The 20,226-nt window shown below is 32.0% G+C and carries 21 protein-coding genes; 13 read left to right on the forward strand and 8 right to left on the reverse strand.

What is annotated here, in order from left to right:
* The first annotated feature begins 222 nt into the window (after nucleotides 1-222).
* Both JJL45_RS10480 and JJL45_RS10485 read left to right on the forward strand, forming a co-directional pair.
* Nucleotides 223-1,317, forward strand: a complete 1,095-nt coding sequence (locus JJL45_RS10480; RefSeq protein WP_068604051.1) for a DUF3667 domain-containing protein — start codon at nucleotides 223-225, stop codon at nucleotides 1,315-1,317.
* Between the two features lie 397 nt (nucleotides 1,318-1,714).
* Nucleotides 1,715-2,344, forward strand: a complete 630-nt coding sequence (locus JJL45_RS10485) for a hypothetical protein (RefSeq protein WP_068604049.1) — start codon at nucleotides 1,715-1,717, stop codon at nucleotides 2,342-2,344.
* Nucleotides 2,345-2,415: 71 nt separating this feature from the next.
* Here the strand turns inward: JJL45_RS10485 and uvrA are convergent, their stop codons facing one another.
* Nucleotides 2,416-5,199 (reverse strand): excinuclease ABC subunit UvrA, encoded by a 2,784-nt coding sequence (gene uvrA / locus JJL45_RS10490; RefSeq protein ID WP_068604047.1) that lies wholly within the window; start codon nucleotides 5,197-5,199, stop codon nucleotides 2,416-2,418.
* Nucleotides 5,200-5,442: 243 nt separating this feature from the next.
* Here uvrA and JJL45_RS10495 point away from each other — a divergent pair, with 243 nt between their 5' ends.
* Nucleotides 5,443-6,027: an RNA polymerase sigma factor gene (locus JJL45_RS10495; RefSeq protein WP_067148301.1), complete on the forward strand. Its 585-nt coding sequence runs from the start codon at nucleotides 5,443-5,445 to the stop codon at nucleotides 6,025-6,027.
* A 52-nt stretch (nucleotides 6,028-6,079) separates the two neighbouring features.
* A complete protein-coding gene (locus JJL45_RS10500; RefSeq protein WP_202664130.1) occupies nucleotides 6,080-6,226 on the forward strand; it encodes a hypothetical protein in 147 nt (48 codons plus the stop codon).
* Nucleotides 6,227-6,251: 25 nt separating this feature from the next.
* Here JJL45_RS10500 and JJL45_RS10505 read toward each other — a convergent pair whose 3' ends face one another.
* Nucleotides 6,252-6,911 carry an endonuclease III domain-containing protein gene (locus JJL45_RS10505; protein ID WP_068604045.1) on the reverse strand — a complete coding sequence of 220 codons (660 nt, stop codon included), beginning with the start codon at nucleotides 6,909-6,911 and terminating at the stop codon, nucleotides 6,252-6,254.
* A gap of 35 nt (nucleotides 6,912-6,946) precedes the next feature.
* Here JJL45_RS10505 and bcp point away from each other — a divergent pair, with 35 nt between their 5' ends.
* Entirely contained in the window at nucleotides 6,947-7,399 is a 453-nt protein-coding gene (gene bcp, locus JJL45_RS10510) for a thioredoxin-dependent thiol peroxidase (RefSeq protein ID WP_068604043.1), read from the forward strand.
* Between the two features lie 55 nt (nucleotides 7,400-7,454).
* Here the strand turns inward: bcp and JJL45_RS10515 are convergent, their stop codons facing one another.
* Nucleotides 7,455-8,918 (reverse strand): nicotinate-nucleotide adenylyltransferase, encoded by a 1,464-nt coding sequence (locus JJL45_RS10515; RefSeq protein WP_068604041.1) that lies wholly within the window; start codon nucleotides 8,916-8,918, stop codon nucleotides 7,455-7,457.
* A gap of 92 nt (nucleotides 8,919-9,010) precedes the next feature.
* Between JJL45_RS10515 and JJL45_RS10520 the strand changes: the two genes are divergently transcribed.
* Both JJL45_RS10520 and JJL45_RS10525 read left to right on the forward strand, forming a co-directional pair.
* The gene (locus JJL45_RS10520) at nucleotides 9,011-9,772 is read left to right on the forward strand and encodes an MBL fold metallo-hydrolase (RefSeq protein ID WP_068604268.1); all 762 of its coding nucleotides are present in this window, start codon (nucleotides 9,011-9,013) and stop codon (nucleotides 9,770-9,772) included.
* 9 nt (nucleotides 9,773-9,781) lie between these two features.
* Nucleotides 9,782-10,282 (forward strand): hydrolase, encoded by a 501-nt coding sequence (locus JJL45_RS10525; protein ID WP_068604039.1) that lies wholly within the window; start codon nucleotides 9,782-9,784, stop codon nucleotides 10,280-10,282.
* A gap of 2 nt (nucleotides 10,283-10,284) precedes the next feature.
* Here JJL45_RS10525 and JJL45_RS10530 read toward each other — a convergent pair whose 3' ends face one another.
* Nucleotides 10,285-10,653 carry a DNA topoisomerase IV gene (locus tag JJL45_RS10530; protein WP_068604037.1) on the reverse strand — a complete coding sequence of 123 codons (369 nt, stop codon included), beginning with the start codon at nucleotides 10,651-10,653 and terminating at the stop codon, nucleotides 10,285-10,287.
* A 35-nt stretch (nucleotides 10,654-10,688) separates the two neighbouring features.
* Complete coding sequence (locus JJL45_RS10535; protein ID WP_068604035.1) at nucleotides 10,689-11,090, reverse strand: helix-turn-helix domain-containing protein; 402 nt, start codon at nucleotides 11,088-11,090, stop codon at nucleotides 10,689-10,691.
* A gap of 290 nt (nucleotides 11,091-11,380) precedes the next feature.
* Between JJL45_RS10535 and JJL45_RS10540 the strand changes: the two genes are divergently transcribed.
* Entirely contained in the window at nucleotides 11,381-12,526 is a 1,146-nt protein-coding gene (locus JJL45_RS10540) for a M14 family zinc carboxypeptidase (protein WP_068604033.1), read from the forward strand.
* 70 nt (nucleotides 12,527-12,596) lie between these two features.
* Nucleotides 12,597-13,076 carry an Lrp/AsnC family transcriptional regulator gene (locus tag JJL45_RS10545; RefSeq protein WP_067148328.1) on the forward strand — a complete coding sequence of 160 codons (480 nt, stop codon included), beginning with the start codon at nucleotides 12,597-12,599 and terminating at the stop codon, nucleotides 13,074-13,076.
* Nucleotides 13,077-13,509: 433 nt separating this feature from the next.
* On the opposite strand, the gene JJL45_RS10550 is transcribed toward JJL45_RS10545, so the two are convergent.
* A complete protein-coding gene (locus JJL45_RS10550) occupies nucleotides 13,510-14,157 on the reverse strand; it encodes a sugar transferase (RefSeq protein WP_068604031.1) in 648 nt (215 codons plus the stop codon).
* A gap of 197 nt (nucleotides 14,158-14,354) precedes the next feature.
* Nucleotides 14,355-15,209, reverse strand: a complete 855-nt coding sequence (locus JJL45_RS10555; RefSeq protein WP_068604029.1) for an aldo/keto reductase — start codon at nucleotides 15,207-15,209, stop codon at nucleotides 14,355-14,357.
* 492 nt (nucleotides 15,210-15,701) lie between these two features.
* Between JJL45_RS10555 and JJL45_RS10560 the strand changes: the two genes are divergently transcribed.
* The 4 genes from JJL45_RS10560 (at nucleotide 15,702) to JJL45_RS10575 (ending at nucleotide 19,293) form a co-directional block, all read left to right on the forward strand.
* Nucleotides 15,702-16,184 carry a hypothetical protein gene (locus JJL45_RS10560; protein ID WP_068604027.1) on the forward strand — a complete coding sequence of 161 codons (483 nt, stop codon included), beginning with the start codon at nucleotides 15,702-15,704 and terminating at the stop codon, nucleotides 16,182-16,184.
* A 286-nt stretch (nucleotides 16,185-16,470) separates the two neighbouring features.
* Nucleotides 16,471-17,232 (forward strand): SDR family NAD(P)-dependent oxidoreductase, encoded by a 762-nt coding sequence (locus tag JJL45_RS10565; RefSeq protein WP_242521383.1) that lies wholly within the window; start codon nucleotides 16,471-16,473, stop codon nucleotides 17,230-17,232.
* A gap of 13 nt (nucleotides 17,233-17,245) precedes the next feature.
* Nucleotides 17,246-18,058 (forward strand): SMP-30/gluconolactonase/LRE family protein, encoded by an 813-nt coding sequence (locus JJL45_RS10570; RefSeq protein WP_068604026.1) that lies wholly within the window; start codon nucleotides 17,246-17,248, stop codon nucleotides 18,056-18,058.
* 8 nt (nucleotides 18,059-18,066) lie between these two features.
* Nucleotides 18,067-19,293 carry a glycosyltransferase family 2 protein gene (locus JJL45_RS10575; protein WP_068604265.1) on the forward strand — a complete coding sequence of 409 codons (1,227 nt, stop codon included), beginning with the start codon at nucleotides 18,067-18,069 and terminating at the stop codon, nucleotides 19,291-19,293.
* A 40-nt stretch (nucleotides 19,294-19,333) separates the two neighbouring features.
* On the opposite strand, the gene JJL45_RS10580 is transcribed toward JJL45_RS10575, so the two are convergent.
* Nucleotides 19,334-20,218, reverse strand: coding sequence for an NAD-dependent epimerase/dehydratase family protein (locus JJL45_RS10580; RefSeq protein ID WP_202664131.1), 885 nt, complete (start codon nucleotides 20,216-20,218; stop codon nucleotides 19,334-19,336).
* Between the last annotated feature and the right edge of the window lie 8 nt (nucleotides 20,219-20,226).

Here is a 20,226-nt window from a genome sequence, read left to right on the forward strand (position 1 = left end):
AACAGCGTGCCATAAAATTATTAATGTGTTTAATCTTCTGTTGTTTAATATTTATTTTAAAACTCTGTTTATGAGTGTTGTTATTGAAAAGGGGTAACACGAATTATCTTTTCTGTTAAACTAATGTAAGTAGACAAATATTATAAAGCGTATTTTAAGTCTGTTCTACTAGGGATAAATTATTTTGAAAAGCCGTACTTTTATACAAATGATTATTGATAAATGAAGTCAAAGAAGGAGACCTGTAAAAACTGCGATAAGACCTTTAAAGAAAAATTCAAATTTTGTCCTTATTGCGGACAGCAGACAAAAGATGAATTAACGGTAAAGGTTCTATTTTACAACACGATACATAATTATTTCTCTTTTGATGCTCGATTTTATAAAAGTTTTTATCCTCTGTTATTTAAGCCGGGTTACTTAGCTGTTAAATTTATAGAAGGCAAACGTTTAATGTATTTGCATCCTGCACAGATGTATTTATTTGTTTCTATTGTGTTTTTCTTTTTGTTTTCTTTTATCCAAAGGGAACAGGTTAAGAACTTAGATGTGGAGTTGCAAAAAACAAAGACACCAGAAAGCACTCTTAATTTTGATTTATCTGAACAAATCATAGATTCTTTAGATGCACAGTTTGTTAATGGTGATTTTAAAGCAGATTCAATATTAAGTCATAATGATGCGGATAAAGGTCATCATGTTATAGCTAATTTTTCTGAAAAAAAACTATCTACCATGCTAGATCCTGAAGCAGCCAAGCATAAAGGTATGTTTAGCATGGATTTTAATTATAAAATTCTTGATTCATTAATAAATAACAGGGCTTCGAGTGATATAATATTAACTCATATGGGTATGAATGATGATCCAGGTTTTTTTGAGAAAAGATTTTACACTCAAGCTTTAAGATTTTATGAAACCAGACGAGGTGGTAGGGTGCTTCAGGCGTTTTATGATGCAATTCCTTATGCTATGTTTATTTTGTTACCAATTTTTGCTTTGATTTTAAAATCACTTTATTTTAAGAAAGGTCTGTATGCGAGTTATTTGGTGTTTAGTTTTTACTATTTCTCGTTTATTTTTACACTTTTCAGTTTATTTCTTTTAGGTAGCTTTATAACACAGCTTCCCGACTGGTGCTATTCTCTTTTAAGTTTGGTGATGTTTGTGTATCTCATGGTTTCTATAAAAAACTTTTATAAGGAAGGGTGGGGTGTTACAATATTAAAGACTTTTGTAGTAACTCTCATTTTTTTAATTGCTGTAATACCTTTAACGGTTATTGTTTTAAGTGGGTTTGCTTTTCTTTTTTATTAACTTCTTGTTGTTTGCTTCTTTTTATGATTTTGCGAGTTAATATTTTTAGTATTTCTGGTGTGTTTCATTATAACGCTATTTATTAATTAATAAGTCTATAACAAAATCTATGTATTTTGTTTTGATAGTTGGTGTAATCTCATTAAAAATGCGTGTTTTTTTCTACTGCGTGGTTGTGCAATTTGCTGATTGTAAGAATTATTTGTGGTTTAAGTCCTGAAACTGAGTCTTTGGTAGTTCTAATAAGAAGGGGCACATTTGGTTTTTGTCTAGTTAAAATCTAGTTCTTTTTCATTATGATATTTAGTTTGATGAGTTTACATCGAGTTGTGAATTTAATAAAATATTGAGTTGAAATTTATATTTGTGATTATAAATTAACTAAATATTTAAGATTATGAAAAAAACTACATTATTGCTTTTGTTATTGGTAAGTACATTTACTTTTGCTCAGACGGTTACTTTATCTTCAATAGATGGAGAAACGCCGGGGGATTTTGGTTTATCAAGCGGTTTGACACTAAATGTCGGGACTACTTATGAGTTTATTATTGACTACACTGGTCAAGAAACTGTTGGAAATGATATTTTGGTGAAAATTTTGGAAGGTGGTTCCTATGCAGATACAGCTGATATATTTGTAGAACCAGTTACAGCGGCAAGTGGTCAGGCAATTATTCAAGTGACTCCAACTATTGTGCAATCTTCAGCAATTCTACAGGTGAGATCTACAAAAACTACAGATTTTGATGAATCTTCTCAAGAGAATATGTTTTTGTTTAATTATAAAGTAGATCCATCGTTATCTACAAACGACTTCAATAAAAACAAATTAGCAGCTTATTACAGTTCTAAAATTGATGCTGTAGTAGTTGGTAATTCGGTAAGTGGTGATTATGCTATTTATGATTTGTCAGGAAAAAAGATTGTAAATGGGGTTGTTTCAACTGAAATTAGCACAGCGTCTTTAAAAAGTGGTCTTTATATATTGTCAACTGCTCAAGGTGTGTTGAAATTTGTAAAATAAGTTTAAGAAAAAAACACTTTTGAAAAAGGAGTCTTTATGAGGCTCCTTTTTTTGTTTGATAAAAATTTTGTCTAAAGTTTTTCTTTTAAATATTTTCCAATTTCAGAAGATTCAATTTTTATAATATCTTCAGGAGTTCCTGTTGCTACAACATTACCGCCGTTTTCTCCACCACCCGGTCCTAAGTCAATTATAAAATCAGCACATTTAATAAGGTCAATATTATGTTCAACAACTATAATAGAATGTCCTTTGGAAATTAAAGCATTAAATGATTTTAAAAGCTTTTGAATATCATGAAAATGAAGCCCTGTAGTGGGTTCATCAAAAATGAATAAGGCTTTCTCTTTATTGTTGCCTTTTCCTAAAAATGAAGCAAGTTTAATACGTTGTGCTTCGCCACCAGAAAGGGTGGAAGAGCTTTGTCCTAATGTCACATAGCCTAAACCAACATCCTGTAGAGGTTGAAGTTTATTTTTGATTTTTGTTTGTTCGTTAGCTTCAAAAAAATGAATAGCATCATCGATAGTTAGGTTTAAAATATCATCAATATTTTTTCCGCCATATGTTACTTCGAGAATTTCTTTTTTGAATCGTTTCCCTTTACAAGTTTCACATTCTAAATGCACGTCGGCCATAAATTGCATTTCAATGGTTACTTCACCTTCGCCCTTACAACTTTCACAGCGTCCGCCATCTACGTTAAATGAAAAATGTTTCGGCTGATAGTTTCTTATATTGCTTAATTTTTGTTTAGAGAACAGTGCTCGGATGTCATCATAAGCCTTGATGTAGGTCACAGGATTTGATCTTGAAGATCTTCCAATCGGATTTTGATCAACAAATTCAATATGGTTTATGTTGCTGAAATTGCCTTCTAGGGCTGTAAATTGACCTGCTTTATCACTGAAATCTGTGAGTTTCTTTTGTACAACAGGATACAGTATTTTTTTTACTAATGTGCTTTTTCCGCTACCTGATACTCCTGTGATTACCGTAAGCATGCCTAAAGGGAAGCGAACATCAATATTTTTTAGGTTGTTTTCTCTAGCACCCAAAATGTCAATGTAATATTTAGAGGTTCGTCTGGTTTTAGGAACCTCGATATTTAAAGTGCCGTTTAGGTATTTTGCTGTTAGTGATTCAGATTTTAAAATGGTTTTAAAACCCCCTTGGGCAACTACTTCGCCTCCTAAGGTTCCTGCTTCGGGACCAATATCAATGATATTATTAGAAGCTTTCATAATATCTTCATCATGCTCTACGACAATAACGGTATTGCCTAAATCTCGTAAAGACTTTAAAACAGAAATGAGTTTTTCAGTGTCTTTAGGGTGTAATCCTATGCTAGGTTCGTCTAAAATATACATGGAACCAACTAAGCTACTACCTAGGGAGGTAGCTAAATTAATACGCTGACTTTCACCTCCCGAAAGGGTATTTGATTTTCGGTTTAAAGTCAGGTAATCTAGGCCAACGTTAGAAAGAAATTCTAATCTGTTGTTTATTTCAGTTAGAAGTCGTTTTGCGACTTTTAAATCGTATTCGTTTAATTGTAACTGTTTGAAAAACAAGGCTAGTTGATCCAAAGGCATTTCCACAAGATCAGAAATGGTTGCATCAGAAATTTTAACGTAATTAGCTTCAGTTCGTAATCGTCTGCCTTGACAAGCTTTACATTTTGTTTTTCCTCGGTAACGAGAAAGCATGACACGATTCTGAATTTTGTAAGCTTTAGCTTCAAGTTCGGAGAAAAATGTATTTAGGCCTTCAAAATATTGATTTCCAGTCCAAATTAATTGTTTCTGATCTTCAGTAAGTTCAAAATATGGCTTGTGAATAGGAAAATCGAATTTATGAGAATGGTTTACAAGCTGATCCTTGTACCAGCTCATACTTTCTCCTCGCCAAGGGAATATGGCGTTTTCATAAACAGATAGTCCTGTGTTAGGTATGACTAAATCCTCATCGATGCCTATAATGTCTCCATAACCTTCACATTTCGGGCAAGCGCCATAAGGGTTATTAAAGCTGAACAAATGAACATTAGGTTCAAAGAATGTGAGTCCATCCAATTCAAACTTATTGCTAAAATGATGTTGTGTATTGGCACTTAGGTTTTCTATAAAACAAGAGCCTTTGCCTTCGTAAAATGCTGTTTGAATTGCGTCAGCCAAACGATTATAGAAATCCTCACTTTCTTTTTTAACAATACGATCAACAACTAAGAAAAAGGTGTCTGATTTAGATATGTTTTCTACTTGATCAATTCTAAATACATCATTATTAACCTTTACTCTTGAGTATCCTTGTTGATTAAGTGTTTTTAGCTTGTCTTCCATGCTGCGACCTTTCTCTAGGATAATGGGTGCTAGTAAAAGCATTTTTTCGCCTTCAGGAAAGGTTTTTATGTAATTGACAACATCTGTAACGGTGTCTTTTTTGACTTCTAATCCAGAAATAGGCGAGTAGGTCTTGCCAATTCTAGCAAACAAAAGTTTTAGATAGTCAAAAATCTCGGTAGTAGTACCTACAGTTGAGCGAGGGTTCGTAGAATTGACTTTTTGTTCAATAGCAATGGCAGGAGCGATGCCTTTTATATATTCTACTTTGGGTTTGTTTAAACGACCAAGGAATTGCCTTGCGTAGCTAGATAAACTCTCTACGTAACGTCTTTGTCCTTCAGCATATAGCGTGTCAAAGGCTAAGCTAGACTTGCCTGAACCAGATAAACCTGTAATAACCACCAGTTTGTTTCGGGGAATGGTTACGTCAATATTTTTTAAATTGTGCAATTGAGCACCTTTAATTATAATATTTTCTTTAGGATTCTCGTTATTCGTGGTAGATTTCATAGACTTACAAAGGCAATAATACTGCAAAGATACTATAAGTAATTGTACCTAAAAAGTGTAATAGAGTTCGAAGAATACTAAAAAAACGCCAGATTATTTTTATATTAGGACGGAATGTTGTTATATTTGGATTAATTATTCATCATATAACTCATAATAAGCCTATAGCATAAAATTACTTTTCAAACATTTTAACCTCAAGCAACAGAAGTTTTTTCTTTTGCGGAACTAAAGTAATTAACTATGCAAAACGAACTTATTACAGACGCTACCCTGGTTAGCAGCTACATAAAAGGTGATGAAGGTGCCTTGGAAGTCCTTATTCTAAGGCATAAACAAAAAATATACAGTTTTATTTATTCCAAAGTTTTCGACAGAGATGTTGCTGAAGACATATTTCAAGATACATTTATTAAAGTGATAAGAACTTTAAAACGTGGGGCTTATAACGAAGAAGGGAAGTTTTTGCCTTGGGTTATGCGTATTTCTCATAATTTGGTGATTGATCACTTTAGAAAAAGTAATAGAATGCCAAAATTTGATAATTCTGGTGAATTTAGCATTTTTTCAGTATTAAGTGATACAAGTTTAAATGCTGAAAAAACGATTATAAAAGAGCAGGTTGAAAATGATGTGAGACGTTTAGTTGATAAGCTACCTGAAGACCAAAAGGAAGTGTTACTACTGCGTATTTATAACGATATGAGTTTTAAGGAGATATCGGATAAAACAGGGGTAAGTATCAACACGGCTTTAGGGCGTATGCGTTATGCTTTAATTAATTTGCGAAAAATCATAGATAAGCATAATATTGTTTTAACTAATTAAGCAATAAATTAATTTTTAGGCCGTTATCTTATAAATCAATTAAATGTAAGACATGGCAAAAATTTACTCTGAAAAATCTATTAACAAGATGGATGATCTTGAACCGAAAGAAGAAACGGTTAATTTTCTTCTAAGTTATTCTAAGGCTTTAAGTGTTATTAATTGTAAAAAAATGAAGTTTGAAGCGCTTCTTAATTAAGTATTGAAAAGTCCTGATTTTAAAATCAGGACTTTTTTTGTTTTAAATAATCCTTTATAACAGATTGTCTTCCAATAGTGCTTGTGATGATATCTTTATCTAAGTTCCAGCCTCGTGCTGGAGAATATTCTCTTCCATACCAAATGATTTGTAGGTGTAAGTCGTTCCATAATTCTCTAGGAAATAATCTTTTAGCATCTTTTTCAGTTTGAACTACATTCTTGCCATTGCTTAAATTCCATCGATACATTAATCTGTGTATGTGGGTATCCACAGGGAATGCAGGAACACCAAAAGCTTGAGAAATCACAACACTTGCTGTTTTATGGCCAACGGCAGGCAGGGCTTCAAGAGCTTCCATGTTATTTGGAACTTCACCATTGTGTTTATCAATAAGGATTTGAGATAAACCAAAAATACCTTTACTTTTCATAGGAGATAAACCTACAGGCTTGATGATCTCTCTAATTTCTTCAACCGAAAGTTTTACCATGTCATAAGGATTATCAGCTCTTTCGAATAGCAAAGGTGTGATTTGATTGACGCGAACATCCGTGCTTTGCGCCGACATTAATACAGCTATTAGTAGGGTATAAGGGTCTTTATGGTCTAGGGGAATTGGTATTTCAGGGTAAAGATCGCTTAAGGTTTTTATAACAAATTCAACCTTTTCTTGTTTCGTCATAAATCGTATTTTTGTTAAAAATCAAAGTTAAGACTATGAAAACATTAAAGCAAGGTGAAACTGTTCCAGATTTTACATCAAAAGATGAGCAAGGGCGTGAGATTTCGCTAAGTGACTATAAAGGAAAAAAATTAATCGTATTTTTTTATCCCAAAGCGAGTACACCAGGTTGTACTAATGAGGCTTGTAATTTAAGAGATAATTACGAAACTTTACAGGATCAAGGATATGAGTTGTTAGGGGTTAGTGCAGATTCTGAAAAAAGACAAACAAATTTTAAGAAGAAATATAATTTTCCATTTCCGTTGTTAGCCGATGAAGATAAAACCGTTATAAATGCTTTTGGCGTATGGGGACCTAAAAAGTTTATGGGTAGAGAATATGATGGTATTCATCGAAAAACTTTTTTAATAGATGAAAATGGAGTCGTAGAGCGTGTTATTGATAAAGTAAAAACAAAAGATCACGCAGCACAAATTTTAGAATAGAAAAAAAGCCTGTAAAATCAAGATTTTACAGGCTTTTTTTAAATATTTAAGTTTTCTATTTTCTTTTTCTATTCAAAGTTAATGGTTTTCTGGTGTATCCAAACAAACGATAGTCTTTGATTAATTCGGCGGTACCTTCAGGAACCATATCTTCCCAACCACGGTCTCCGCTTGAAATCATTTGAAGTATTTCGCGCGAGAAAATATTCATGATTTCTGGGTCGTAATCTGTAATGTCTATAACTTTTCCGTTGTATTTGAAGAATTTATACAGCTCCTTCATTCTAGGATAAACTTTTAGATTTTCGCTTGTGATTAACTCTCCTGTATCAGGATCAAGCATAGGGTATAAGTATACTTTTAGATCTTTAAAGAAAAGTTTTCCGAAAGCTTCTAAGATTCCTCCGCTAATGTGGCGGTAATATTTCTCATCAAAAATATCAACTAGATTATTAACCCCCATAGCTAATCCCATTCTGGCTTTTGTGTAGTTAGAGAAGTATTCAACTACTTTAAAGTATTCCTGGAAATTAGATATCATAACTGAGTGTCCTATAGAGCATAACAAGTCTGCACGATCAATAAAATCTTGTTCATCAATTTCACCTTCAGCACGTAAATTTGACAAGGTAATTTCAAAAACAACTACCGTTTTATTAACGTCTACTTTGTTTTCTTTTATGAACATGTCGTATGATTTCTCATACATAGCCATATTCACTTTAGTTACCGGTCTAAAGCTACCACGAAGCGCTAAAATGTTTTTCTTGTAAAATACTTTTGCAGGTAGAACATTAGTGCCATCTGGTCCAAACATAACCGCATCGGTCATGCCATTTTTAACCAGTTGTAAACTCATCAAACGATTATCAACATTACTAAAAACAGGACCTGAAAAGTTTATCGTATCAATTTCCAAACGATCTTTATCTAAGTGATCATAGAGATAACGCAGTAATTTTTTTGGTTCATTGTATTTATAAAATGCACCATAAATTAGGTTTGTTCCTAGAACTCCTAAAGTTTCTTGTTGTAACCTGGCGTCAGTTTCTTTGAAGCGGAGGTGTAAAATTATTTCATTGTATTCAGCTCCAGCTTCAACTTGATATTTAATTCCAACCCAACCATGACCTTTAAATTGCTTTGCGAAGTCAATTGTTGCTACCGTATTGGCATAGGTGAAAAATATTTTATTTGGGTTTTTCTCGCGAGTCAGCCTATTTTCCATCAAACTCATCTCATGAGCAAGCATTTTACGTAAACGGGCTTCGGTAACATATCTACCATCGTCTTCAGCACCATAAATGGCATCACTAAAGTCTTTGTCGTAAGCCGACATGGCTTTTGCGATGGTACCAGAAGCGCCTCCTGCTCTAAAAAAGTGACGACAAGTTTCTTGTCCAGCTCCAATTTCGGCAAAAGTACCGTAGATATTTTCGTTTAAGTTAATGCGAAGTGCTTTCGATTTTAATGAAGGAATGTCATCAAACTCTTTATCTCCTTTAATGGTAATTTCCATATAAAAACAAGTTGTATCGTGTCTCACAAAGGTATCAAATATGTGTAGCAAACAAAAAAATAACCTTATTTTTGGCTAAAATTTATCAAATTTTGAAAATAACGTTTCTTGGTACAGGTACTTCTCAAGGTATCCCTATTATTGGGAGTGATCATCCGGTTTGTAAAAGTGCAAACCCGAAAGATAAACGTTTGCGTGTTTCAGTTTTAATCGAATGGAACGGGTTTCATTACGTAATTGATTGTGGTCCAGATTTTAGATATCAAATGCTGCGATCTGGTTGTTCTAAAATTGATGCCATTCTTTTTACTCATGAACATTCAGATCATGTGATGGGCTTGGATGATATTCGACCTTTTTATTTCAAGCAAGGAGATATTTCTATTTATGCACATAAACGGGTGATAAAAGCATTGAAGAAGCGATTTGATTATATTTTTACTACTAAAAACAAGTATCCAGGAGCGCCATCACTTCATGTAAACCGCGTAAAGAACAAAGCATTTAAGCTAAATGATGAAGAGGTGATTCCTATAAAAGGACTCCATGCTTCTTTAGAAGTATTCGGTTATCGATTTAATGATTTCGCCTATTTAACCGATATGAAATCGGTTTCAGATAAAGAAATAGAAAAGCTTAAAGGTGTGAAGGTTTTAGTTGTTAATGCCTTGCGGATACAGCCACACCATTCACATTTCAATTTAGAAGAAGCCTTGGCTTTTATTGAAAAAGTGAATCCGGAAAAAGCATATTTAACTCATATTAGTCATTTGTTGGGATTCCATGATGAAGTTGAAAAATCATTGCCGGATAACGTATTCTTGGCTTATGACGAATTAGAAATTTTAATTTAAAACTATAAAATGAAGCAAAAAATTTTCATGTACCTGTTCATATTTACCAGCTTATTGGTATTGTTTCAGTATGTTAATGCTAAAAATATATTTAAGGATATTGACAAAAAGCTAGTCACGAGTAGAACCGAATTAAAAAAATATAAAGATTCTGTAGCTGTTTTACAAAATGACATTATGGAAGCTTCACATTTTAACCTTGATAAAAACGAAGACGCCATAACCTATTTTGAAAATGAGGGCTATAAAGTTGATGAACTTATTCCGTTTATTAAGGATGAGCTATATAAATTAAACGAGGTTCGTGGTGAACATCCGTTAATACCTTATGCTTCTAGTGAAGGAAGAAAACTAATGTTAAACACCATTAAGCTTCTCAATCACAAATGGATTATTGCAGATTTTTCAGATGGTGAATTTTGGGGAGAATTGTTCTTAACTTACGAGATTACAGAAGATAAAGAATTAAAATTCAATCTCGTAGAACATTTCCTGTATCCATTAAACTAAATCTATTTCACTTTATAAGCCGTTCCTTTTTGCTTTTTAGTTTCACCTACATAAGAATATTCATAGGTGTATGAGGAATCGGTTGTGGTTAATATTTTAAGATGAATGTCTTTGCGTTCGGCCATATTCTTAGGGTTTATGGTTTTAAAAACCACTTCACAGTCGTTAACCCAACGTAATTTTGAAGAATCTATCTTGCTGTTATAGGTTTCAACCTGAATATCTTCATCTCTATAAAAAGTAGATTTAAATACTTCTCCGTTAATAGTAACTTCACTATAAAATTCGCCTGTTTGAAAAGATTGGCAATCTCTAGCTTTCTCATAACAGCTACATAAAACAAACAATAGTAAAAGAGGTAAGTATCGCATAAAATAATTTTAAGCAAAATTAGTAAAGAAAAGCCTTAATTCATGTAATTTTTAAAAGTTCCGTCAGAATAAAATATAACAATACGATCTATAGTTTTTTCTTCCGCAGAATTACTGGTTGTTGTTTTAGTTTCTATGTCATCAAAATTAAAATTTGTTTGAGGATTTTGAACTTTATGGGACGGTTTTGTTTCGGGAGCCTTTTTTTCGGTTGAAGGAAATTCACCTTTGCCATTTAATAGCCAATACAAATTTACCTCAGGATAGGAGGATAAAATTTTTAGAACAAAATCTAAACTTGGTTTATTTCTTCCGGAAAGGATGTGCGAAATACTAGAGCGCTGTACATCTATTTTTTCAGCGAAAGCGGAAGCAGATTCTCCGTAAAAATCCATGACTTTTTGTAGTCGTTTAATGAAATCCTTGTTGTTTACCATTGTAAATTGTTTAGCAAAATAAACTTGTTACAAATGTAACTAATTCAGTTTAATCTTGCACTATATTTATCGAAAACATCACATTTTAATATAATTATAACTTTAACTAGGAGTATTTAATATACTGAAAAGCAATATTTTAAAATATCAAACACAAGTTTGTTTAATTTTCTAAATTACATTGTAAATTAAACACTAAAAACGGTTTATCGATGTAAACTAAATGACCATTTTTTGTGTTTACAAATGTAATATTGTTTTTGTTTACATTTGTAACCTAAATAATCAACATGAATATTCAAGCTATTAAATCACTTTTTTTAAATAATAAAGAAACTGCGCTTTATGGTCGTTATATTACTAATAAGGACATAGAGCCCCTACTAAATAATTTACCAGAAACAGCAAGCGTCAAAGTTATTGGGCGCTCTGTACAAGACAGACCTATTTATGGTATAAAAACTGGGCATGGTAAAAAACGCATCCTATTATGGTCACAGATGCACGGTAATGAATCGACAACTACAAAAGCATTGTTTGATCTATTAAACACTTTATTAAAAGATGAATCAGCCTTAAACCACCTTTTGGAGGCTTGCACACTTTATATAATTCCAATTTTAAATCCCGATGGTGCCAATGCTTATACACGAATTAATGCAAATGAAGTAGATTTAAATAGAGATGCTCAAAATTTGACTCAACCAGAGAGTCAGGTTTTAAGAGCTATATTCAATGACTTTAAGCCTCATTTTTGTTATAATTTGCATGGACAGCGTACTATTTTTAGTGCTGGGAAGGTGAATAAATCGGCAACAGTATCATTTTTATCTCCTGCACAGGATAAGGATTGTACAATAACCCCTAATAGAAAGGTGTCTATGGAGGTTATTGCTATTATGAATGCCATGTTACAACAAGAAATCCCTGAACAAGTAGGGGTTTATGATGATGCTTTTAATATTAATTGTGTTGGCGATACGTTTCAGAGTGAAAATGTACCAACGATATTGTTTGAAGCCGGCCATTTTCATGAGGATTATCAACGAGAGAAGACACGAGAGCTTATTTATATGTCCTATATAACATCTTTAGACTACATCGCTAAAGACCCAGTTGATGGATCGGTGTATGAGTCCTACTTAAGTATTCCTGAAAATGAAAAATTGTTTTTAGATATCATTATAAGGAATGCCTTAGTAAAAGGGGAGACTGTAGACGTTGGAATTCAGTATGAAGAAAGGTTAATCGATGAAAATTTAGAATTTATCGCTAAAATAGTTAAAATTGATAATCTTGAAGGAATTTTTGGTCATAAAGAAATTGAAGCTCATGGTAATGAGGTGCTTAATGAGCAGGGTAAATCTCTAGAAATTGACAGCGAAAACGTTTTAGTTAGAATAAATAATGAAAATGTCTTATTAAAAACGAAATAAATCACATCTTTTATACTTTATCTTTAAAGAAAATGTATTAATTTTGCTGTATATTTAAGAATAGTTAATTATGGGTAAAATAAAATTAGACGAAATAGATCACCAAATTCTTGACATGTTAATAGATAACACAAGAATTCCATTTACAGACATAGCTAAAAAACTATTAATTTCAGCAGGAACAGTACATGTTCGTGTTAAAAAGATGGAAGAATCAGGAATTATTAAAGGTTCGTCATTGATGCTGGACTACAAAAAATTAGGTTATTCTTTTATAGCTTATGTAGGGGTTTATTTAAACAATACTTCTCAAACCAAATTTGTTTTAGAGCGTATTAATGAAATAGCTTATGTGACAGTAGCTCACATTACAACAGGAAAATTTAATATTTTCTGTAAAATTAGAGCAAGAAGTACCGAACACGCCAAAGAAGTTATCTTTTTATTAGATGATATTGAAGGTGTTTATAGAACAGAAACAATGATTTCTCTTGAAGAAAGTATCAACGATAAAAAACGATTAATGCATTCTATTTTTAATGAAATGTAATTAATATTATTATTTCGATTATAATCTCTAAAAGCCCTTCCATAGGGCTTTTTTTAGATACATTCAGGAACTCCAAGGTAAATCTGTAGTTGTAATTGTCGGTATTAAATAAAAATATCTAGTTTAGTAATGTCTTTTAAGTTTAAAACAGGGAGTTTATGCATATTTTTTATTACAATTTAATTGTTGTGATTTTGGAGGGGTAGTGGAGTCGCAAGTTTTACTATTTTTTTAATAATACCCAGTACACTTTTGGTTAGTAGATATTCTGCAGACTGATACCGAATAAAAGTTTTGCTTTATGTTTTAATAAAAAATTAAAGATTTTACCTCCAGTGTGTTTTAATATAATTAAATACGCTTTAAGGATTTAAATAACAATTTTGTTCTCTTATCTATTTTAAGGCTGAATTCAGTGTAGTATATTAGTGTTTTATGAAACTTTTTCAGCTTCCCACTGTTTTTTTCGGTAAACATTGAAAATGTCCAAATATTCATCTTGATCTATTGCAACTTCAGATTTTGATAGCACTTTTAAAAAAGTCCAATATAGGATTTTTGAGTCGAGTGCTATGCTCAAGTTTTCAACATATTCGATATCTAATGAAAACCGTTCTTCCCAAACTAAGCTATTGCGACCTTTTACTTGTGCAAGTCCTGTAATTCCAGGTCTTACACTATGTCTTTTACGTTCAATTTCATTGTAATACGGGAGGTAAGAAACAACAAGTGGTCTTGGACCTATCAAGCTCATATCTCCTTTAATAACATTTATTAATTGAGGGATTTCATCTAAAGAGTAACGTCTGATGTACTTACCGAGTTTTGTGGTACGTTCCCTATTAGATAACAAATTGCCATTGGAGTCCGTTTTGTTGTTCATACTCTTGAACTTTATTATTTTAAAAATTTTCTCGTCTTTTCCTGGTCGCTCTTGTAAGAAATAAGGGGAGTCCTTATAATCAATCCAAAGAATTATTGTTAGAATTAAAAATACAGGAGAAAGCAGTATTACGCCTAATGAAGAAAAGCAGAAATCAAAAAGTCGTTTAAAGAAAGTAGTGTATAGATTTTTAGGCATGGTACGAAGGGTCTTACAATAGATTAGTCATTTATTTTTCTATAAAAAAAAACAAATAAATCAGTTGTTGCCAATTTAGACGTCAAGATATCCAATTTATTAGTTGTACAGCAACTATTTCTTATTTTGTCGCTTATATAACCTCGTCAATATTGTTAAAGTGGTAAGATTTAAGTTGCAGTCTTACGGCATGTAATTTATAAAACATAAGACCATTCAAAATTGTCAGGGTTCGGACCAAAACGATGGTTGCGATCCATGTCGTCTAAATAGGTTGTATCGGCTTCAGAAAGTTCAAAATCAAATATATCAGCATTAGAAATAATTCGTTTCCTTTTGGATGATTTAGGAATGCAAGCAATACCTTTTTGAAGGTTGTATCTCAACACGATTTGTGCAATACATTTATTATATTTATTAGCTAGTAGTTGTAGTTCTGGTAGGTCAAAAACCTTACCCTGCATTAAAGGAGACCAAGCCTCATATTGGATTTGATGTTGTTGGCAAAAATCAATCAACTCTTGTTGAACTAAGTAAGGGTGGAACTCCATTTGGTTAACCATTGGGATTATAGTAGCACTTTCCATTAGATCTTCCAATTGATGCTTTAAGAAGTTACTAACACCAATGGCACGTACTTTTTTCTGTCTGTATAATTCTTCTAGTGCACGCCAGGTATCTTTGTACTGTCCTGTAACTGGCCAATGTACCAAATAGAGATCAATGTAATCCAACTGAAGTTGTTTTAAACTCTTATCAAAAGCTTTTAAAGTTTTTTCATAACCTTGATCACTATTCCATACCTTATTAACTACAAAAATATCCTTTCTAGAAACATTACTGGTTTTAATACCTTCGCCAACACCTTTTTCGTTTCTATAAATTGCTGCTGTGTCTATATGTCGATAACCTGCTTCAAGAGCCCAATGTACGGCATTCGTTACTTCTTGTCCGTCCTTAGAAAGGTAAACTCCAAGACCTAAATAGGGCATTTTAACTCCATTTCTTAAAGTGAAAAATCCAGAAATGTCAGTAATTTGATTTGTTGTCATATCTTTTGTTAAAATTTTAATTCCACCTTTTTAGATTTGGCTGTTCATAGTTTAATTTGAATATAACTAATAAGTTAGGATCAAATAATACTCTTGATTTTTATCATTTTTATTGAAAAAAACAAAATTGTAGCGAATATACGAATTTTAAGGAAACTTATTAGGCACCTTGTTTTGAGGTGGACAACTATTTACTTAAGTTTAATCATCCCCTTACTTTAAATTTAGTTTATAAGCAAAGTATGGTTTTGAAAAAACATGAATAACTCAGTTTTCCATCAATATGCTTCTATAAAAGTTCAATGGGCGAGATTCAAACTTTATTTAGTTTAATCATGTTAACAGGTTTGAGTTTTTTAATGGGACTAAAGTTATGGAGATATACCCTAAGAATAATAACATTAACTTTAGATTCAAATAGTTGCTACGGTTATTATGAGTTATTATATTTGGTAGATTTAACTTAAGGTATAACCAGAATAATAAAATTAAATGAAAGAAGACTATTTAAAAAAAGTACAAACTATTGATGATTTAATTACGGCTTTTTATGCTTGCCTAGGAGGCGAGTCAGGAGAAAAAAGAGACTGGGATTTCTTTAAGTTTTTATTTCACCCACAGGCTTATAAAATTGGTTATGAAAAGGATATTAACAATAATTTTAGGCCACAGTGGATTCATCCAAATGATTATATTGAACGTATAGGGTATTGGTTTGATAATACTAGAAAAACTGCTTTTTATGAAAGAGAAATAGGCAGAGTAGTAGAGACCTATGCTAATATTGGTCATGCTTTTAGTCATTGTGAAGCTTTTCATAGCAAGGAAGATATGGAAAATAATAAACCATATAAACAAGATGTGAAAAGTATTCAATTAGCCTATTATCAAGATAGATGGTGGATAATTAATATGTTTTGGCATGGCGTTACACCAGAATTTCCAGTTCCGGAAAGATATAAGAAAATTCAATAGTTTGTTATTTGTTTAACTTTTTATGTTATTTCCCTTTGGTTATAATCATCCTATTAATTTCATTGTCCAGTAAAGTAGGTTACATGAATATGATCACACAATAGCAAAGAACCACATGGAGATTTCCCTAATTGCTAGATTCAGGAATATAGAAATATAATTATATGATTTTGTAGTGATATTAAATCTCATTTTTACGTTAAACGATATTATTTCAATTATGTAGAATAAATCTTTAATCCTAGTAATAAATAATTAGATTTGAGCACTAGGGTAATTTAATATTATGACTACAAAACATATGAAAACGGTAATGATTTTAGGAGGAACCAAAGGGGTTGCTTACGAGATTCTAAAATCCTGCTTAAAAAAAGGATATAATGTGTCTTTTTGTGGTAGAAGCAATGATGAGGGTAATAAAATCATTCAAAGTTTACAATCAAGTCAAAAGTTATATTTTCATGAAATTAATTTAAATACTATTAATGGAATTGAAGATTTTTTCATTCAAACCATAAATAGATTCGGTAGGATTGATGCATTGGTATTGTACGCAGGAATAACACCTATTGCTGATATAATTGAAACGGATGAAGATGTTTTTGATAATGTTTTCAATATTAATTTAAAAGCCCCATACTTCTTATTGAAACATGTTTTGAAATTTATGAAAAAATTTAAAGGTGGCTCAATAGTATTTTTTGGTTCCCCTCACATGGATCATGGTATGGAAAATAGGGCAGCTTATGCGCTCACCAAAAGTTCTCTTTATACTTTGTCGAATCACATTGCTCATCATTATGCTAAATATGGAATTCGATCAAATTATGTAGTAATGGGTTGGACAAATACAGAAGGAGAGATTGAATTAAGAAAGTCACAAGGTGTTAGTGAAGAAGAATTAACGGAGGAGGTTGCAAATACCATACCTATGGGGCGTATATTAAATTGTTTAGACTCTGTTCCGGCTGTTATGTATTTTATTTCTGATGAATCAGCAATGACCACAGGTTCCTTAATAAGAATTACTGGAGGGCATTACATTTAATAATAATGGTTTTATGAGTCTATCACTTATTGTTAACCTTAATTCCGAACTTTTAGAAGGACCTGTTTTCGATCATGAAGAAAAACTCCTTTATTTTGTATCTATTTTAGATTGTTTAGTTTTTTGTTATAATCCAGATTCTAAGGAGGTTTTGAGCGTGAAATTAGACACTCCTGTGAGTTGTGTTTTTCTGCTAAGTAGAAAAAAAATCATGGTCGCCTCTAAAAATGGTTTTTTTGAAGTTGATTTTAATACTATGCAGAAGCAATTTTCATTTCAATTAGATATAGCAAGTACCGTTAGGTATAACGATGGAATAATAGATCCTAAAGGGAGGTTTCTTATTGGAACCATGGGATTTCCCGAGGTAAAAGAGAATGTTGGAAAGGTTTACTCGTATTCTAATGGAAAATCTAAGGTTATCATTGAAAATACAACGATCTCCAACGGGTTGGCATTTTCAAAAGATGGTTGCTCACTTTACTTTATAGATACGCCTACAAAAAAAGTGGCAAAATATGCCTATGACGTTGAAGTTGGAGATGTTTCATTTGTTAGTTACGTGATAGCGTTTAATGGAGAAGGATATCCAGATGGTATGTGCATGGATAATGAAGGTATGTTATGGATTGCAGAATGGGGTGGAGGTTGTGTTTCTCGTTGGAATCCTGGAAATGGTCAAAAATTAGATGAAAGGAAATTACCGTTAACAAACGTGACTTCCTGCTGTTTTGATAATCATTTAAACTTATATGTAACCACAGCAAAATCTTCTTCCATGAACGATATCCATGGAAGTGGACTTTTTTATATTGAATTAAATTGAATGAAATTATGAATAAAGTTAACATAAGTGTTATAGTACCTATATACAAGATAGAGCCGTATCTTTCCCAATGTATTGATAGTATTCTAGATCAATCTTTCACTGCGTTTGAATTGATTTTGGTTGACAATGGAAGTCCTGATAATTGTCCTCAAATTTGTGATGAATATGCAGATAAAGACAACAGGATTAAAGTGATTCATAAAGAACATGGAAGTCTTTTAAGCGGTAGAAAAGAAGGGCTTAAGAACGCCAAAGGAAAATATATAGCTTATATTGATGGTGATGATTGGGTTGATAAGTTTTATCTCGACATTTTATATAATCTTGCAGAAGTAAATAACTCCGATCTTGTCGTTACGGGACATTTTAGAGAATTTGAAGGCAAAATTGAAACCGTAAAACCTTCATATGCAGGTGTGTTTGATGAAAATGAAATTAAAAATTCTATCCTGCCTAAAGCAATGTATAATGGGGGCTTTTGTGAACATGAAATATCGACCTATGTATGGAGTAAACTTTTCAAAAGAGAGATGCTTAATAAAGTATTATTTGAAGTTCCTGATGAAATTGTAATGGGAGAAGATGCTGCCATTACCTATACCTATTTAACTATTTCAAAAAAGCTTACAATAAGTAGAATACCACTCTATTACTATAGACAACGAAATGATTCCATCTTAAAAACAATTAAAAATTCGAGTATAGAATATTCTAGGTTGGGTATGTTGAAAGATTTCTTAGAAATTAAATTAAGTCCTTATCTTGATGCAGAAAATCTAAACACTCAAATATTGTATTATTTGTACTCCTCGATTTTGGTAAGATCGGGAGGATTAATTCATGATGCGTCGGGTAATGTGATTTTTAATCCTTTTTTAAATACAAAAAAGAATTCCAAAGTTATAGTTTACAGTTCTGGATCTTTTGGTCAGCACTTAATGTCGGCTAATAGTAAAAGTGATTATTTTCAAATTGTAAAATGGATAGATATTGATTATCACGAAATGAATATTGGTCATAATTTTGTTGAACCCATGAGTGCTATTGTCAATACTGAATTCGACTTTTTAATAATTGCCACAATCAATCCGGTTGTTTTTAAGTCTATTAAGGCTGAGTTGATGTTAATGGGAATTGATAGCAAAAAGATAGTGCAAATCAATACAGATGAAAAAGAAATATATCAACTTTTACAACAATTAGGCTTTACAAAGCACCTAATAGAGCATTAGGTGTTTTTTATTAAAACACCTAAAAGCAGTAATTACCAACCTAGTTTGTTTGATTTAAGGTTTGTAAAAGGCCTTGGCTCAGGGTGTGTTTTGGTTTCCAACCCCAAGAGGTAAGTAAATCAGGAATGGCTTTTGCCTCCATGATTTCATTTTCTCGATAGGGTAATTTTCCAAATCTTAATTCTGTTTTAGTATTTCTAGAAACATCTTTAAGTGTTTCTAAAAAATAACGCAACGTATAGGATGACCCAGTGCCTAAATCTGTTTGAGTATAAGTTGTTTCTAAATTATTAGATTGACTTATAGCCAATTCAATAGCAGATACAACATCGGCTACATAAATAAAATCTCTTTTTTGCTCACCAGGAGTTAAATCAATAAAAGGATTGTTTTCTTTTATTGATTTAACCATGTTAGTGACGAACTTAGAATCTGAATCTCCTGGGCCAAAAGGATGGAATAAAGTAAAGTCGATTACTTTACAGGTATTAGATTTATTGGCTATGAGTCTAAGCCATTGAGAACATTGTTTTTTTGATAGTGCATAGTCCTGTAAATAATTATACCCTTCACCTTTGGTAATAAAACTACCTATATTGATAAATACCTTGGAATTGTATTTTTGAGATAATTCTAGTAAATGAACTGGTAAATCAACATTTACATCTAATAGGCTAGGAACAGGTTCATTAGTTCTTCCATATTTGGTCGCCGTATGAACAATTCCAATAGGTTGATGTTTTTTAAAAACTTTATCTAAAGGTTCAGTAGTACTGTATAATGTTATCTGTCCATTTGTTAGTCGTTTAAGATTTTTAGGAGATCTCACTAAACCAATAACATGATACTTTTTTGCTAATTGTTGCACTAAGTGATGACCTAAAAAACCATCAGCTCCTGTAATAAAAAGGGATTGTTTCTCCATGAGATATA

The sequence above is a fragment of the Tamlana sp. s12 genome (assembly GCF_016767215.1).
GTDB lineage: Bacteria > Bacteroidota > Bacteroidia > Flavobacteriales > Flavobacteriaceae > Pseudotamlana > Pseudotamlana agarivorans.